The organism is Thalassotalea ponticola (assembly GCF_041379045.1).
Taxonomy (GTDB): Bacteria; Pseudomonadota; Gammaproteobacteria; order Enterobacterales; family Alteromonadaceae; genus Thalassotalea_A; species Thalassotalea_A ponticola.
The window spans coordinates 2,629,934-2,646,430 of the sequence record NZ_CP166871.1 but is presented as its reverse complement, the minus strand read 5'-3'; the positions used below and the strand labels follow the sequence as shown (position 1 = coordinate 2,646,430).

Genomic DNA, 16,497 nt, shown 5'->3' with positions numbered 1-16,497 from the left:
AGAACCCAGCACCAGCCGCACGGTGTGCCAGTTGGTGCCGATATCCGGGTTATTGAATGTCTCTGTAATGACAAGAGCGTCGTTTTTAATCACGCACTTTTATGGTGTCTAAATTACCCCAAGGCTCTAGTGCAATATCTTGGATTTGATCCCATAAAATAATCGGGAGTGGTTTGGGGTTTACATAGTCTTTGAATGTTGAATCTATAATGACGTCAGAGTCTTTGGCATCAAATACCAAGATATCGGCAAACATCACATTTTCATCGTATTTCAGTACATCGGCGACTTCGCCCCAATAGACTAAATCGTTAGCTTGCATCCACTGCTTCAACGGCCTAGTGGATAAAATGCTATCAGCTGTCGGATAGGCAATGTCGATTTGCACATTAATCGATTCAGCAACGTCAATTAGATTAACACGGATACTACCTTGTTCATTAACATCAAATTGAAACACTTCGGCAGGCGGTTCGATTAACTTCACCACATCACCAGGGTCGGTTAAATCAAGATCTGGTGAGTAACGCTCCATGGCAATAATAGGATCAAAGCCTGCGCTGCTGCTTTGTGCTTCAAGAATGAAAAAGCGGGGTTTTGGTGTCGGTTCGTCAAAATTGAGTATATAGGTAGACCACTCCGCTCGAAAGCCGGTTAAGTTTTGTCCTCTGGATTGATATACGTTGAGTGAAATGGCATAAACCGGTTGTTTTTGCTGTGGATAAAAGCGGATTTTCGCCAAGCTAAAGTGCTCGGGTAAAAATCGCTGTTCAAATGCTTTTACCTTATCAGCGGGTATTTCAAAGTTTACAAACAGTGTTTTCGGCTGTTCTTCTAAGCTAAAAAATAGTTTGGGTGGCTCGATACCTGCAAACAGTTGTAAGCTCTGATAAACATCAAGTAAGCCATAGTAAACCGTGGCGATATTTTGTGGCGGTAATACCTCAGGTTGGTTCGCTGCGGTTGAAAATAACACGCCAAATACTGATTGCGCAGGTTGACCACTCAGTGCCATTCCCAGTAACGAACTGAACAACTGTTTCGTTTGTTCACTGTTGGGGTTGGTTTGCTCGTTGACGGGCACGGTTTGAGGTTGTACCAAGTATTCTACCTGATCACTAAATAGCAATAATTCGGCGCCGGCTTCAATATAGTTTCCCCAAGCAAAGCTATTTTGCACGCTCAATTGTGTGGGCTTGATATTTAGCAACCGAGCACTGACCAAACTACCATCATAAAAATATCGACTGGCACTACCGCTCGGTGCGACAACCTGTTCACTGGCTTTGATAAATGCTTCAGACAAGGTGACATTGATACCTCCTTGCTTTTTATACTGACCACTTAGCGGTGTTGATTTTTTCGGCTGTAGTTTGTCGGCTTGCCATACCAAGGACCCACTTTCAGTGTGCATCTGACCTTGCCAATGCGAATCGTTAGACATTAGCGAAATGTCTGTTGCCGATGTCGCTGCAATTTCTACTAAGTCAGTACCCACTGTGGCTTTATAACTGGCAAATCGATACGTGGCGATGTTGTTATCGGGTAATCTGACAAAGGTCTTAAACTCCACTTTTAAACCTTGTTCGGCGCGACTGGTTTCAGCGATGTCTGCGATCAGGTAATACGATAGTTGCTGTTTGGGACCACTTGATGTGTCGGTATTGGCGTTGTTGTTAAAGCTGGTTAAAGCAGGCATCTGGGTAAGTTGTAGGTGTTGCGGTAAGTTGATGTATGCACTGAAGTCGTCTAAGTGATTGGCATTGATTTGCCATACCAATAAACCTCGTTGGGCAGCATTTAGAGCGAAAATAGGCGGTGTTTGACCTGTAATTGTAGCGTGTTGAAAAGCACCTGCTAGCTGACTACCACCAAACACATTATTGCGAATAGCGAGGTATTGCTGTTTTTCTTGCTCGGTTAAGGCGTGCACTTGGCAACCAATTAACGCTGCGAATACGAAGCTCAGCACGCGCACAACATGAGTCATACTTTGAACCACAATCTATCTCCTTTGAAATCAGCTAGAACTCGCTTAGGTGTAACCAAGTTGCTTGCTAACATTCTGGTTATTATCAGGTTTTTTAGTGTGAATATAAGTGTGAATCAGGAACTGATATATCGCCAGTAACACCGCCAATTAAATCTGAAGCACGCGGTTGTTAAAGCTGAAAATATCACTTTTTTGCATGTTTGCGTCGGTCGGTTTTATCCGGTAATTTGGAAGTGCAGCCAAGGGCTGTAACGAGCGAACAGCAGTCATAGAAAATCTAAAGTTTAAGAAGCAAGCGACGATAAATACTCTTCGGAACGAACTGGAAAGGTTTGTTTGTGAAGTATTTTCGGGACAATACGCTGAACATCCTGAGGTTAAAAATAAGCCTGTACTAGATAATCCCTTTCTCTTGGCTGAAATTAAGAAACGTTGCCCAGGTTTCGATATGAAAACATATGCAACAGAGTTCTCCATTGCTTACCGTAATAACCGATAGGCAACCGTGTTCGTCTAGGTATGTGATTTAAGCCTTTTTACTTAAGGACTGAATTTGGTTGATTGCCTAAGTAGGCTTAATCCGGTAATTTGGATAAGCAGCCAGGGGCTGTAATGAGCGATCTAGAAACATTCGTCAAATATCGGTTTATTGAATGACATGCCGTGTTATTCCTCAGGGGCTGCATTGATAATAGCGCTCCCCAAAAAACAACTTGGTCTGTTGAAGTAAACTAATATCTGTTAAAGTTCTAGCAAGCTAGATGTTGTATTTGTGCTAAGTTAATGGAAGAAAAAGATTTATTTGAAAAGTGGACTTTTAAGGCGCGTGAGGCTCTTTTAGTTCATGAAAGTGGTGAGTCCATTATTATGGAAGCTAAAATAGCTAAGCTTCTAATGTACTTTTTGGCTAACCCAAATAAAGTTATAACGAGAGATGAATTACTAGAGCATGTGTGGGATAAACGAATTGTCTCAGATTACACAATCAATTCCACAATATCTGAACTTAGAAAGCTGTTGAACATAGAAGGCAGCAAAGAAAGAAACAAATATATAAAAACTCATCCTAAAATTGGCTATTCATTTGTTGCGGCAATTAAAACCACTATTGAAAAGGAGCAATCTCAACCTCCAGTAGCCAAAGAGAATAAATTAACAGAAAAAATTATAGCCTTATCATTATTTTTCATTACTCTCTTGGTTTTTGTTTTTTTTGTGGGCAATTCTCACCCTGAGAACATTGAAATTACGGGCAAGAAGTTTCTTTCTTATAAAGATGGTCAAATATCTTATCCGAGCATTTCAAGTGATAAAAAATATATTAGTTATATCCGGATGCATGAAGGTTCTGGGCAGTTCCAACTTGTAATCAAAGATTTTAAAAGTACGGAAATACTCTATGAAAGCGATGTCGAAGAAAATATAACTTCTGTTGGTTTTGCGAAGGGTACCAAAGATATATTCATTCAAAAGCATGAGAGCGATAGTTGTGAACTATATAAAGTAGCTTACACACACGAAAACAAGTTTGAATTTAGAGAAACAGCACATTTAGTTAGTTGTGGGTCTAATATCATTACATCACCTATAAGTAACCTGAAAAATAAGATCTACTTTTCTGGGAAAGTAAATGAAGATATCGGAATTAATATCTATGAACTAGATATCAATACAGGTGAAATCGAATCAAAAACTGGTGATATCCATTCGACTGATTTTAATTATTTTCACCATTTGAATAAAGACGATTTATTAATAGTTAGGAAAGAAAATTCTAAAGTTTATTCCTTAGTAAAATTAAATCTTAGTGACGGTGTTACAAAGAGTCTTCATACTGTAGATTATCCTGTTTTTTCGGCTTTTTGGTTAGATGAAAATCAAATTGTATTTCCTAAAAAAGAAGAGTTGATGGTTTTCGATTTAAAAACGAATAAAGAGTCATCATTTTTAACATTAGATGATCGCATTTCTTTTGCTGAACTCATCGCGCCAGAGGAGTTACTTGTTGTCGAAGGTAGGAGTTTAAAAAATAACATCTATCATGGGCTGATAGGTAAAGGCGCTGCGACATATTCTCAAGTAATTTCGTCGTCGTTTTTAGATAAAGAACCTGTAATGAATAAACATAACCAAATTGCATTCACTTCAAACCGCACAGGAGTTTCTCAAATTTATTTAAAGAGTAAAGAAAAATTAACTCAACTGACCTCTTATGATGAAGATAAAAATTTAAGCAATTTATCGTTTTCTAATGATGGCGAAAACCTTCTTTTCATCAAAAATTTCAATGTATTCACACTCAACATTCAAAATTTAGTTATTAAACCTATTCATACCTTTGAAGGAAAGGTTATGAGTGCTGTTTTTGCATGCGATGGTCGAGCGATATTATATACTATTCACTCGAAAGGCTTGACTAACCTTTATTTAAATCAAGAGGGTAAAGTATCTCTAATTAATTCCAATGTGGATTTAGTTAAAAGTGATTGTCTTGAGAATAAATATGCGGGGTACTTGACTGGGGATCAATTAATTAAAATATTCAACTCTTCAATGAAACTAGAAGATGTCGTTAAGTACAAAGCTAAACATGAAATCTCTTCCAACAATAGTTGGGAATATTCGAACGGGAAGCTCTATTTTGCATCTGCGGAGTCGCTTCTTAAGTTTGATATGGATACTGATGAGATAGAAAACATAAATTTGCCATTTAAAGGGGTATGGAACTTTTCACTTTATGATGAGTCTATTCTTTTTAGTAAACATACCGCAAACAACTCTCACGTAAGCAGTTACACATTAAAAAGGCACTAAATATAAGCTATATAAATAACTAGCAATAAATTCCCAATAAAATAGAGTGAATTTTATACACGATAATTTAATGAATTTGCGTACTATCTGTGATGAATTCATAGTTAGGAGTACATTGTTATGTTGATCAAAAAAACTTTTGCATTATTGATAACCGCAAATTGTCTATTTATGGCCAGCATTAGCACGAGTGTCGTTGCTCATATCGAACTGAGTGTTGATGATCCTGAAACTCTTTGCCAACCTAAACCTTGGTGTGAAAAAGAGGACTAGCCTATGCACAGAGCTTTTATTGGGAAAATATTGCCTCAGTAAAAAATATTTTGATTTTATGGGGAGTGCCGCTCCCCTCTTTAATTCTTTTGTTGATGACGTGAGAATGAATTTGAAGTTGGCTTTGCTTCAACTTGCATAATAAAAATTCATTACGTTTGAAGGACAAAAATCAAAATGAAACTGTCTACGAAAATAAAAAATGTAGTTTTAGCTGCATCGTTAGCATTTACTTCTCAAGCGAACGCATCAATTTTCATATTTGATGATATTGCAGAAAATCTTGTAACTGCTTCCCCTGGTAATTTTGGAATTATAAATAGTCTGTTTGAAGTTAACGTCTATACGGGACTTTCTAATGCACAAGTCCAAGAGATCAAAGATACTGTTGTCGGCTCTTTGAGCGTAACTCAAGTCTCTGCTTTGCAACAGACTATTGATTCGGCTGCGGATAGTATGTCTGTATATTCGAAAAGCAGTAGTGGTTTCAATTTAGATAGTGTAGAAAATCAAACCTCAAACGCCGTTAATCACGCCGCTTTTAACCCTATCAATGTAACAGATCATTATTTATTAACTGGTCACCTTGGCGTAGCTATTGGGTTGAGAGTTTCTTTCTTCGAGGAATTAGTTAACACAGGGGAGTTTGATCAACAAGACTTAGAGTCTTCATTACAACCCCTCTACAATAAATACCTTCAAGCAGGGAATGACACGGATAGCTATATTAATGGTGAAGTTCGAATGACTTCTCATCAAACCACAAACTGTACAATTCGAGCCATTTGTTATGACTATAAGGTACGTGACGAAATAGACGGCGCTACATATTGGTATAGATACCAACATCATGGTTCGTTTGGTTACAATGCAGCGAATAATAAGAAGAATCAACTGATTTCGTCATATAAAGATCAATTTAAAGGCGCAAATTACACTTCATCTCTCGCAAGCTTAAAACAGCAAGCAGGTCTTTAATACTTCAGGAGGAGCTAGCCTTTTAATGCTAGCGATTAACAACATGTACAGAATTTATTTATTGTTACTTTCAACCTTATTGGCGTCGGCTTGTTCTGACGACAATGACAAACGGTTAAAAATAGAAGATATTGATTTTACTTCAGATATCGTTAAAGAATGTGTGTTGGCATCATCTTCAGATGATGGACTTGTTTATGCGGACGAGTTAGTTGAATTTTTCTGTAATGCTACGTATATAGACACAACTGCAGATCTTGCAAACTTTCCAAACCTAGCGAGTGTTGGTTTCCATGGAGTAGGTAATAGCAGCATCATTAATGCATATGACTTTCCTGGGATTAGGAACTTCGCTCTAACATCTTCAAAACTGAATTATCTCGATGTTAATAATTTAGAAAACCTAGTAGAACTTGATCTGCAAAATAACCTATTACTAACCACAGTCGATGTTTCCAATGCGGTTAAGTTAAAAGAAATTACTATTAGCGAGAGTCCTCTGGAAGCAATTGATTTAATTAATTTAAGTGAGCTGGAATCTTTGCATTTGTATACGAAGTTTTTTTACATTGATGAAGACGGAAATGGGCTAGTTAGTGAAGGAAGTTTAATATCACTTTCATTGGAATATAACGAGAAGCTAACTGAAGTAGTTATTACAGGAGCAAGGTTTTCTTCTCTAACTCTTAAAAATCATGAGGCTTTAACTCAATTGATTGTTGAAGGTGATATTCAATTTGTAGATTTAGATTTACCGTCTTTAATAACGTTGAATTTAGAAAGTAACGAGTTGGGAAATATAGATCTCAGCCTATTACCTAATATCGAGAATTTAAATCTTTCTTCAAATCATCTCACTGAAATTGACTTTTCGTTTAACCCTTCGCTAGCCGAAGTTGATCTTACGAATAATAAATGGACTGATGCTTCTTTAGAATATTTAAGTAACATTGATTGGATTGAAAATTTGCTCTATTAATCAACGAGATTGAACGAAGTGCAACTATCCTGAAGAAACAGGGGGTTATCTCTTTGTACTGTATTTTTGGGGTGATTACCAGGGAAATAAATAAGTAAAAATGTGGGGCGGCACCCCTAAATTATGGGCTCGAATTAAATTGGGGCTGATTATTGTCGCCCTACTTAATTTTTTAGTTTTTTGTATACCTGAAAGCAGTTTATCTGGCATAACGCAAACACTGGGTGGTTTTTAGTTACTTGCTATATTACACCAGCAGATTGATAGTAGATGACTCGAAAATTCAATTGCGATAACCCACGTAAGTGCTTTTTCTTCCCAGTTTGCTTGTCTAATCTAGCGTAAGCTCCTGATAAACAGAAAATAGTGTTATCATCCTCTAATTCGGTGGTCTATATCAATTCTTCCTTTTGGTACAGCTATATTGTGTGGTATTGGGCATTGTAATATCTGAAGTGAGAAGGATTGAGCATGTGCAGTTAATCGACTCCGTAAAATATTTCTTGAACTTTTCTTCAATATTTACCTCGCTGGTAGTAGTAACATATTGGTATATTAGCAATTGCTAACAGACCGTTCCTGGCACAAAGCTGCCGGTCAAGACACATCGAAACTGAAGGAGTTCCCATCCAAAACCATGATGGGATGACGGTTTAATTTTTCTGATTTAGTTAATAACTCTTAATGGCACAAAGCTGCCGGTCAAGGCACATCGGAATTGAAGGAGATCCCATCCAAAAGCATGATGGGATGACGCTGAATTGTTTTAATTATTTGAGCGACTCTGTCTGGCACAAAGCAGCCAGTGAAATAAGCGTATTGCTATGGTTTAGGCTTGCAGAAACCAACTAGTCCATTGTTTTGTAATGAGTTTTTTGTATTGTTCTGGCAAAGAGGGGGGAGCGAGCTGTTTAACTTTAAGTTATTGAAATTAATTTAAAAAAAACTGGAGACCTAAGTACTTAGATCTCCAGTTTTCTTTTAGTCCAACCTAGGTAGCCTGTTACGGCAAGATGACGCTCGTCAATTAGCGATTGATCATCGATGGTGTTAAGTGCGGACGAATATCGGTTAGCAGTTGCTTTAATACGCGCGCGTTAGCCGCTACGGTGTTACCACTTTTTGCATGATTAGTACCGCCATTAAAGTCTGTAACCAAACCACCAGCTTCGATGACCAGTAGTTCACCGGCAGCGGTATCCCATGGTTTTAAGCCCAACTCAAAGAATCCGTCTACACGACCGGCGGCAACATAGGCCAAATCTAGCGCGGCTGAGCCAGCGCGGCGCATGTCGGCGGTTTTGGTGAATAAATCTTTAAACATGTTTAGATAAGCATCTGCACTTGCTTTTTGCTTAAATGGGAAACCTGTTGCTAGTACGCTACCGTTGATTTCTTTCATGTTACTTACACGAATACGGCTGTTGTTTAATTGTGCACCTTTACCACGGCTCGCTGTGAAAAGCTCTCCGCGAATTGGGTCGTAGATAACGGCTTGGTCCAATTTACCTTTGTATTTTAAGGCAATTGAAACGGCAAAGTGAGGGATACCCTTGATAAAGTTAGTGGTACCATCGAGTGGATCGATGATCCATTGGTAGTCAGCATTTGAACCGGCAATAACACCACGTTCCTCTGACACAATAGAGTGTTCAGGGTATGACTTTAAAATAGTATCAATGATGATTTGCTCTGCTTGCTTATCAACATTGGTAACCAAGTCGTTAAGACCTTTGGCTTCAACTTCAATTTTATCTGACTGCTCAAAAGAACGAGCAATAACGTTACCGGCACTGCGCGCAGCGCGCACGGCGATATTCAGCATTGGATGCATGTGTGACTACCTTATTTTAGAAAGAACAATAAAGAACGGGTTCGACTAGGCTCATTCGCTAGTGTGCAAAACGGCGCGCAGTATAACAAAAGCAATTGTAAAAAGCGATACAGCGATTAAGCCAGTTAATCTTGGTTATAAAGTTATAGTGCAAGATGCTAAATAATCAACTGAACGCCTTTATACACAACGACTCAATGCAGGTTAAGTTGATCGAGCACAGAGGTAAAAGTCGCACTTTTATCATGGTTACTTTTTGATCTTTTTTGTTACCACATGGGACTAAAACTAACGACATCAGTATTTAGGCTATGCTAAAATCGAGGCAATTTTCCAATAACAGAATCAAATTATGTTAGATAACGTTCGAATAGTCTTAGTCAATACGTCTGATTGTCGCAACATAGGTAGTGCGGCACGAGCGATGAAAACCATGGGGTTAACCAACCTTTATTTGGTCGATCCTATTGAAATGCCAAATGGGCAAGCGCAGGCGTTAGCCGCTGGCGCAACCGATGTACTCGCCAACGCCAAAGTGGTAAACACGTTAGAAGAAGCGATCAGTGATTGTGGGTTAGTGGTTGGTACCAGCGCCCGTTCTCGCACTTTACCTTGGCCAATGCTTGAGCCGAGAGAGTGCGGTGCTAAAATGACTGAAGAGGGACATAACTATCCTGTCGCCTTGGTATTTGGCCGTGAGAGTAGCGGCTTAACCAATGACGAACTTCAGCTGTGTCACTACCACGTGTGTATTCCGGCAAACCCTGAGTACAGCTCTCTGAATCTGGCTATGGCGGTGCAAACGCTAAGTTATGAAGTGCGGATGAATTATCTCGAGCAGCAATCAGCTCAGTACGCAAATAAAGCGACGCCTGAGACCTCGGATGACGATGCTGAACAATATCCGTTAGTTGATGAGACCGAACGCTTTTATGAGCACTTTGAAGCAGCAATGAAAAAAACCGGTTTTATTCAGCCTAAGCACCCTGGCATGATTATGAGTAAAGTGCGTCGTTTATTTAATCGTGCGCGTCCAGACGGTAAAGAGCTCAAAATGCTACGCGGGATATTGGCTTCAATTGATAAGGTTGCCGAGAAAAACTAACCGTCACCAGTGATAGGGTTGTTGATAATCAACCTCAATTAACAGCCTATCAGTTAAGGATTTATATGTTTGCCAGAATCAAAGAAGATATTAACAGTGTATTCGACCGCGACCCTGCAGCGCGTAATACGTTTGAAGTATTAACCAACTACCCTGGGCTACACGCCATTTGGGGGCACTGTTTATCGCATTGGTTATGGCAAAAAAACTTTAAATGGTTGGCACGCACTGTGTCGACCATTTTGCGTTGGCTAACTGGCGTTGAAATTCACCCAGGAGCAACCATTGGTCGGCGCTTTTTTATCGATCATGGTATGGGTATTGTGATTGGTGAAACGGCCGAAATAGGTGATGACTGTACCGTTTACCACGGCGTTACCTTAGGTGGTACCAGCTGGAAAGCGGGCAAGCGCCATCCGACATTGGGTAACAATGTGGTCATTGGCGCGGGCGCTAAAGTACTCGGGCCATTAAACGTTGGCAATAACGCCCGGATCGGCTCCAATGCGGTGGTTGTTAAAGATGTACCCGACAGCGCGACTGTCGTTGGCATTCCTGGCCGGGTAGTGAGTAACAGCAACGATCCTGAGTTGCAAAAGCGCAACGAGTTGGCTAGCAAGTATGGCTTTGATGCGTATGCGGTGTCGAGCGATAACCCAGACCCCGTAGCCAAAGCGATTGGTCGAGTGCTCGACCACGTACACTTGATGGACGCAAAATTAAAAGAAATGAGCTGTGAGCTTAACAAACTCGGTGGTAACGTCTGTGAAGATGAGCTGCCAGAGCTCCGCGTTAGTGAGTTCGCTGAAGCAGAGCAAGACGCTGCTAAGCGTCGTCAAATCGAACGAGAAAAATTCGATCCAAAAATTTAAACTTGCCGTATCATTAATTCCTGAGTAAAATAGTCAGATATTAATTTGACTATTTTATACGGGTATTTAGTTGACTATTCTATGCGGATAAGTAAAATGCGCGACATTAACGATAATCACGTGATATTTTGCGCTAAATATCCTTACTTAACAACTGACCTTTGTAGGAATACAAAGCGCGGTTTGGTGTATTTTTTCAGGGTGAGCACATGAAACTGACATCGAAAGGTCGCTACGCGGTTACGGCTATGCTGGATGTGGCTATTCACGCCGAAAGCGGTCCGGTGCCGTTAGCAGACATTTCTGAGCGACAAGGTATTTCGTTGTCGTATTTGGAACAGCTGTTTTCTAAGTTGCGCAAGCACGGTCTAGTGAGCAGTGTGCGCGGGCCTGGTGGGGGTTACCGCCTAGGTCGTTGTACGGCAAAAATTGCCGTTGCCGATGTAATTAAAGCGGTTGACGAAACAGTGGATGCTACCCGTTGTCAAGGACAAGGCAACTGTCAAGGTGGGCACAAGTGTTTAACCCACAATTTATGGAATGATTTAAGTGAACGCATTGCCGATTTTCTCAGTAACATCACATTAAGTGAGCTGGTTAATCAAGGCGATGTGAAGAAAGTATCGGAACGCCAAGATGCTGAGTATATGAGCAATCATCAGCAAAAGACAGTTGGCACCGTGATATCAACGAAAAGCATTATCAACGAGTGGTAAGACGCCTCGTTTACGTAAGAGAGAATTTTTAATGAAGTTACCAATTTACCTTGATTATTCAGCAACAACACCGACTGATAAACGCGTTGCTGAAAAAATGATGCAATACCTAACCACCGACGGTTGTTTTGGCAATCCGGCATCTCGCTCGCACAAGTTTGGTTGGCAGGCTGAAGAAGCCGTTGATATTGCACGCAATCAAATTGCTGAACTTATCAATGCCGATCCGCGTGAAATCGTATTCACATCGGGTGCTACTGAATCTGATAACTTAGCGATTAAAGGTGCGGCGCATTTTTATGGTAAAAAAGGCAAACACATTATCACCAGTAAGACCGAGCACAAAGCGGTTCTTGATACGTGTCGCGAGCTAGAGCGTCAAGGTTACGAAGTAACTTACCTCGAACCTGAAGCTGATGGTCTAATCGATTTGGCTAAGCTAGAGGCGGCGATGCGCGACGATACCGTACTGGTGTCAATCATGCACGTAAACAACGAAATTGGTGTAATTCAAGACGTAGCGTCTATTGGCGAATTATGTCGCTCACGCAAGATCGTATTCCACGTTGATGCGGCACAATCAGTGGGTAAAATTCCAGTTGACCTACAAGAATTGAAGATCGACCTATTATCTATTTCGGCTCACAAAATGTACGGGCCAAAAGGCATCGGTGCATTGTATGTACGTCGCAAGCCGCGTATTCGCTTAGAAGCGCAAATGCACGGTGGTGGTCACGAGCGCGGTATGCGCAGTGGTACTCTACCAACTCATCAAATCGTTGGTTTTGGTGAAGCGTGTCGTATTGCCAAGGACGAGATGCAACAAGATCTTGAGCACGTAACGGCAATGCGTGATCGCTTATGGGCTGGGATCAAAGACATGGAACAAGTGTTTGTCAACGGTGACTTCAAACAGCGTTACCCTGGTAACTTAAATGTCAGCTTCAACTTTGTCGAAGGTGAGTCACTGATCATGGCACTTAAAGACTTAGCTGTGTCGTCGGGCTCAGCGTGTACATCTGCGAGTCTAGAGCCTTCGTATGTATTGCGTGCGCTTGGGTTGAACGACGAGTTAGCACACAGTTCAATTCGCTTTAGCTTTGGTCGTTACACCAAACCTGAAGAAGTGGATTACGCCGTAGACCTGATTAAAAACGCGATTAATCACTTACGTGAAATGTCGCCGTTATGGGAAATGTTCCAAGACGGTGTTGATTTAGAAAAAGTTGAGTGGGTTGCTCACTAGCAACGCGAGAGAAGAATTTAGAGGTACATTATGGCTTATAGTGAAAAAGTTATCGATCATTACGAGAACCCACGTAACGTTGGTTCATTTGACAAAAATGATGCAAGTGTTGCAACCGGTATGGTTGGCGCACCGGCGTGTGGTGACGTAATGAAGCTGCAGTTGAAAATTGATGACCAAGGTATCATTGAAGATGCCAAGTTCAAAACCTACGGCTGTGGTTCTGCAATTGCTTCAAGCTCGTTAGTAACTGAGTGGGTTAAAGGTAAATCAATTGAAGAAGCGGCGGAAATTAAGAATACCGCTATCGCAGAAGAGTTGGCTTTACCGCCGGTAAAAATCCATTGCTCTATCTTAGCGGAAGACGCAATCAAAGCGGCAATTGAAGACTACAAAGCGAAGAAAGAAGGCTAGTTTATGTCAATTTCAATGACACCAGCGGCGTCAGAGCGAGTGAAGACGTTTTTAAATAACCGAGGCAAAGGCTTAGGCCTTCGCCTTGGTGTTAAAACAACGGGCTGTTCAGGTCTTGCTTATGTGTTGGAGTTTGTTGACGAACTTAACGCAGATGATGAAGTGTTTGACATTGACGATGTAAAAATTATCGTTGATGGCAAGTCACTGGTTCACCTTGACGGCACCGAGCTAGACTTTGTTAAAGAAGGTTTGAACGAAGGCTTCAAATTCACTAACCCTAACGCCAAAGGCGAATGTGGATGTGGCGAGAGCTTCAGTGTGTAATAGGCGTTGTTAACGCCTTTTTTCATCACTAACAGAGAATATCATTTTGGATTATTTTCAACTGTTTGGCCTTGAACCAACATTCGAGGTCAATCTCAATCAATTGTCAGCAACGTATCAAGCATTACAAAAAACGGTCCATCCAGACCGTTTTGCGCATTCATCGGCGCAAGATAAGATGCGTGCGGTACAAAAGTCAGCAGAAATAAACGACGCGTTTCAAACTCTTAAAAATCCCATTTTACGCGGTGAGTATCTATTGACGTTGCGCGGTGTTGAGCTGCCGTCTGAGCAACAGAGCTTTGCTGATGTCGGTTTTTTAATGCAACAAATGGAACTGCGCGAAATGTTGGCTGACGTTGAGCATGCCAGTGATCCCGATGCCGCGTTATTTGCCGCTCAGCAAGAGCTTGATACGCAATCGCAGCAACTGTGGCAGCAGTTTAAAGGCGTTATCGCAACCGCAACTGAGGCAGATAATGACCAAGCCGCAGAACTTCTGAGAAAATTGAAATTTTACCAAAAATTGCAATTAGAACTTGAGCGAATAGAGGACAAGTTGTTCGATTAGAACAACGAAAAAACACATATTAGCTATGGCATTACTACAAATTGCTGAACCGGGACAAAGCAGTGTTCCCCATCAACACAAACTCGCTGCAGGAATAGACTTAGGTACGACCAACTCACTCGTTGCTAGCGTGATGAGTGGTTTACCAAAGACGCTTGTCGACGCAAATGGCAAGGACATTTTGCCGTCTGTGGTCAGCTACCAGGCCAAACAAGTACTGGTAGGCGACAGCGCCAATGCACTTGCCATTGAAGACCCGCAAAATACCATTGTATCGGCAAAGCGACTAATCGGTCGTTCGTTAGCTGATATCCAGCAAAAGTACCCGTCGCTACCATATGAGTTTGTTGGCGATGAGTCGCATCCGTCTATCAATACCCGTCAAGGGGTGAAAAACCCAGTACAAGTATCAGCGGATATTTTGAAAACTTTAGCAGAGCGCGCGCAAATGTCACTTGGTGACGAGTTACAAGGGGTGGTTATAACCGTACCTGCGTATTTTGATGACGCTCAACGCCAAAGTACTAAAGACGCTGCTAAATTGGCCGGCTTAAACGTGTTGCGACTGTTGAACGAACCCACTGCTGCAGCGGTAGCGTATGGTCTTGACAGTGGTCAAGAAGGCGTTGTTGCCGTTTACGATTTGGGTGGTGGTACGTTTGATATTTCCATTTTGCGCCTGAATAAAGGCGTGTTTGAAGTGATGGCTACCGGTGGCGATTCGGCGCTCGGTGGCGATGACTTTGATCACGTGTTATCCAACCTTATCGTTGAGCAAGCAGGATTACAACGACCGTTGTCGCACGGCTTAGAACGTCAGGTGTTGATGCAAGCTAAAGCGGTTAAAGAGGCCTTATCAAGCGCTGAGCAAACCAATTGCCAGTTAACTCTTGAAGACGATACGGTTGTCCAATTTGATATTAGCAGAGCTCAGTTTAACGCGCTTATTCAACCCTTGGTAAACACAACATTGCGAGCCTGCCGTCGTTCATTAAAAGACGCTGGCGTGAGCCAAGATGAGGTGCTTGAAGTGGTCATGGTTGGCGGTTCTACTCGAGTGCCTTTGGTACGCGAACAAGTGGCTGCGTTTTTCAATCGTCAGCCATTGACGTCGATAGACCCAGACAAAGTTGTTGCCTTAGGCGCAGCCATTCAAGCCGATGTGTTAGTCGGTAACAAGCCGGATAGCGACATGCTACTACTCGATGTAACCCCGCTGTCGCTAGGTATTGAGACTATGGGTGGTTTGGTCGAGAAAATTATTCCTCGCAATACGACGATCCCAGTGGCTAAAGCACAGGAGTTTACTACATTCAAGGACGGTCAAACGGCGATGGCAATCCACGTTCTACAAGGTGAGCGCGAACTGGTTGACGATTGCCGTTCACTGGCCCGTTTTGAGTTGCGTGGCATACCGGCAATGACGGCAGGGGCTGCCCATATACGCGTTACTTTTAAAGTGGATGCGGATGGTTTACTCAGCGTCAGCGCGATGGAAAAATCAACCAAAGTTGAAGCCTCTATCCAAGTAAAACCATCGTTTGGCTTGGGCGAAGACGACATCGTCACCATGTTACAAGATTCGATGCAACACGCCAAAGGTGATATGGACGCACGCATGCTCAAAGAGCAGCAGGTGGAAGCCGATCGCGTTTATGAAAGTGTTAGTGCTGCCCTTGCCCAAGATGCACAGGCATTGTTGTCAGAGGCGGAATTAGCAAAAATTAATCAAGCATTGGCTGACCTACAACAGGTAAGTCAAACCACGGATACTGCCGCTATTGAGGCTGCAATAGCAGCGGTTGATAAAGTTACGGCCACGTTTGCAGAGCGTCGAATGGATTCGTCTATTCGCACCGCCCTAGCAGGCCATTCGGTAGATGAGGTTTAATCATGCCACAAATTATATTTCTTCCCCATGAAGAACTGTGCCCTGAAGGGTTGGCCGTTGAAGCAAACAGCGGTGAGAGCATCTTGAATGTAGCACTGCAAAATGACATTCATATTGAACACGCCTGTGAAAAAGTATGCGCGTGTACTACGTGTCATGTGATCGTACGTGAAGGATTTGATTCATTGCCTGAAAGTGATGAATTAGAGGACGATATGCTCGATAAGGCATGGGGATTAGAGCCCGAGTCGCGACTGGGTTGTCAGGCGATCATTAAAGATGAAGACTTAGTCGTTGAAATTCCCAAATACACGGTGAATATGGTATCGGAAAATCACTAGTGATTTCAGAACTGACAAAAGGCCCTTCGGGGCCTTTTTTGTATGCACAGAACAATAGGCGACGAGTGACTGTTAACGAAATGTAATTGACTGGCGCTTGCTGATGTTTTTCGCCAAAATTGCCACAAATAGCGTGTACATCT

General features: G+C 41.8%; 14 protein-coding genes. 12 read left to right on the top strand and 2 right to left on the bottom strand.

The window, feature by feature from the left end; translation table 11 throughout:
• Nucleotides 1–85: 85 nt before the first annotated feature.
• Nucleotides 86–1,990 (bottom strand): hypothetical protein, encoded by a 1,905-nt coding sequence (locus ACAY30_RS11525; protein ID WP_371189916.1) that lies wholly within the window; start codon nucleotides 1,988–1,990, stop codon nucleotides 86–88.
• Nucleotides 1,991–2,776: 786 nt separating this feature from the next.
• On the opposite strand from ACAY30_RS11525, the gene ACAY30_RS11520 reads away from it, so the two are divergent.
• The 3 genes from ACAY30_RS11520 (at nucleotide 2,777) to ACAY30_RS11510 (ending at nucleotide 7,037) form a co-directional block, all read left to right on the top strand.
• The gene (locus tag ACAY30_RS11520) at nucleotides 2,777–4,807 is read left to right on the top strand and encodes a winged helix-turn-helix domain-containing protein (RefSeq protein WP_290252715.1); all 2,031 of its coding nucleotides are present in this window, start codon (nucleotides 2,777–2,779) and stop codon (nucleotides 4,805–4,807) included.
• Nucleotides 4,808–5,257: 450 nt separating this feature from the next.
• Entirely contained in the window at nucleotides 5,258–6,058 is an 801-nt protein-coding gene (locus tag ACAY30_RS11515) for a hypothetical protein (protein WP_143579692.1), read from the top strand.
• 25 nt (nucleotides 6,059–6,083) lie between these two features.
• Complete coding sequence (locus ACAY30_RS11510) at nucleotides 6,084–7,037, top strand: hypothetical protein (protein WP_290252716.1); 954 nt, start codon at nucleotides 6,084–6,086, stop codon at nucleotides 7,035–7,037.
• A gap of 1,027 nt (nucleotides 7,038–8,064) precedes the next feature.
• Here the strand turns inward: ACAY30_RS11510 and suhB are convergent.
• Nucleotides 8,065–8,871, bottom strand: a complete 807-nt coding sequence (gene suhB, locus ACAY30_RS11505) for an inositol-1-monophosphatase (RefSeq protein WP_290252717.1) — start codon at nucleotides 8,869–8,871, stop codon at nucleotides 8,065–8,067.
• A 352-nt stretch (nucleotides 8,872–9,223) separates the two neighbouring features.
• Between suhB and trmJ the strand changes: the two genes are divergently transcribed.
• The 9 genes from trmJ (at nucleotide 9,224) to fdx (ending at nucleotide 16,354) form a co-directional block, all read left to right on the top strand.
• Complete coding sequence (gene trmJ, locus ACAY30_RS11500) at nucleotides 9,224–9,976, top strand: tRNA (cytosine(32)/uridine(32)-2'-O)-methyltransferase TrmJ (protein ID WP_290252718.1); 753 nt, start codon at nucleotides 9,224–9,226, stop codon at nucleotides 9,974–9,976.
• 65 nt (nucleotides 9,977–10,041) lie between these two features.
• A complete protein-coding gene (cysE, locus tag ACAY30_RS11495) occupies nucleotides 10,042–10,848 on the top strand; it encodes a serine O-acetyltransferase (RefSeq protein WP_290252719.1) in 807 nt (268 codons plus the stop codon).
• Nucleotides 10,849–11,057: 209 nt separating this feature from the next.
• Complete coding sequence (gene iscR, locus ACAY30_RS11490; RefSeq protein ID WP_290252720.1) at nucleotides 11,058–11,564, top strand: Fe-S cluster assembly transcriptional regulator IscR; 507 nt, start codon at nucleotides 11,058–11,060, stop codon at nucleotides 11,562–11,564.
• Nucleotides 11,565–11,595: 31 nt separating this feature from the next.
• The gene (locus tag ACAY30_RS11485) at nucleotides 11,596–12,810 is read left to right on the top strand and encodes an IscS subfamily cysteine desulfurase (RefSeq protein ID WP_290252721.1); all 1,215 of its coding nucleotides are present in this window, start codon (nucleotides 11,596–11,598) and stop codon (nucleotides 12,808–12,810) included.
• 30 nt (nucleotides 12,811–12,840) lie between these two features.
• Entirely contained in the window at nucleotides 12,841–13,224 is a 384-nt protein-coding gene (gene iscU, locus ACAY30_RS11480) for a Fe-S cluster assembly scaffold IscU (protein ID WP_290252722.1), read from the top strand.
• Nucleotides 13,225–13,227: 3 nt separating this feature from the next.
• Nucleotides 13,228–13,551, top strand: a complete 324-nt coding sequence (gene iscA, locus ACAY30_RS11475) for an iron-sulfur cluster assembly protein IscA (RefSeq protein WP_290252723.1) — start codon at nucleotides 13,228–13,230, stop codon at nucleotides 13,549–13,551.
• Between the two features lie 46 nt (nucleotides 13,552–13,597).
• A complete protein-coding gene (hscB, locus tag ACAY30_RS11470) occupies nucleotides 13,598–14,122 on the top strand; it encodes a co-chaperone HscB (protein ID WP_290252724.1) in 525 nt (174 codons plus the stop codon).
• 25 nt (nucleotides 14,123–14,147) lie between these two features.
• Nucleotides 14,148–16,013, top strand: coding sequence for a Fe-S protein assembly chaperone HscA (gene hscA, locus ACAY30_RS11465; RefSeq protein ID WP_290252725.1), 1,866 nt, complete (start codon nucleotides 14,148–14,150; stop codon nucleotides 16,011–16,013).
• Between the two features lie 2 nt (nucleotides 16,014–16,015).
• A complete protein-coding gene (fdx, locus tag ACAY30_RS11460) occupies nucleotides 16,016–16,354 on the top strand; it encodes an ISC system 2Fe-2S type ferredoxin (protein ID WP_290252726.1) in 339 nt (112 codons plus the stop codon).
• The last annotated feature ends 143 nt before the right edge of the window (nucleotides 16,355–16,497 follow it).

Excerpts from the sequence above, each read along its gene's own strand:
- ACAY30_RS11515 (WP_143579692.1), top strand. The coding sequence starts at position 5,258 with ATGAAACTGTCTACGAAAATAAAAAATGTAGTTTTAGCTGCATCGTTA.
- trmJ (WP_290252718.1), top strand. The coding sequence starts at position 9,224 with ATGTTAGATAACGTTCGAATAGTCTTAGTCAATACGTCTGATTGTCGC.
- ACAY30_RS11485 (WP_290252721.1), top strand. The coding sequence starts at position 11,596 with ATGAAGTTACCAATTTACCTTGATTATTCAGCAACAACACCGACTGAT.
- suhB (WP_290252717.1), bottom strand. The coding sequence starts at position 8,871 with ATGCATCCAATGCTGAATATCGCCGTGCGCGCTGCGCGCAGTGCCGGT.
- ACAY30_RS11525 (WP_371189916.1), bottom strand. The coding sequence starts at position 1,990 with ATGACTCATGTTGTGCGCGTGCTGAGCTTCGTATTCGCAGCGTTAATT.
- iscA (WP_290252723.1), top strand. The coding sequence starts at position 13,228 with ATGTCAATTTCAATGACACCAGCGGCGTCAGAGCGAGTGAAGACGTTT.
- iscR (WP_290252720.1), top strand. The coding sequence starts at position 11,058 with ATGAAACTGACATCGAAAGGTCGCTACGCGGTTACGGCTATGCTGGAT.
- ACAY30_RS11520 (WP_290252715.1), top strand. The coding sequence starts at position 2,777 with ATGGAAGAAAAAGATTTATTTGAAAAGTGGACTTTTAAGGCGCGTGAG.
- iscU (WP_290252722.1), top strand. The coding sequence starts at position 12,841 with ATGGCTTATAGTGAAAAAGTTATCGATCATTACGAGAACCCACGTAAC.
- ACAY30_RS11510 (WP_290252716.1), top strand. The coding sequence starts at position 6,084 with ATGCTAGCGATTAACAACATGTACAGAATTTATTTATTGTTACTTTCA.
- fdx (WP_290252726.1), top strand. The coding sequence starts at position 16,016 with ATGCCACAAATTATATTTCTTCCCCATGAAGAACTGTGCCCTGAAGGG.
- hscA (WP_290252725.1), top strand. The coding sequence starts at position 14,148 with ATGGCATTACTACAAATTGCTGAACCGGGACAAAGCAGTGTTCCCCAT.
- cysE (WP_290252719.1), top strand. The coding sequence starts at position 10,042 with ATGTTTGCCAGAATCAAAGAAGATATTAACAGTGTATTCGACCGCGAC.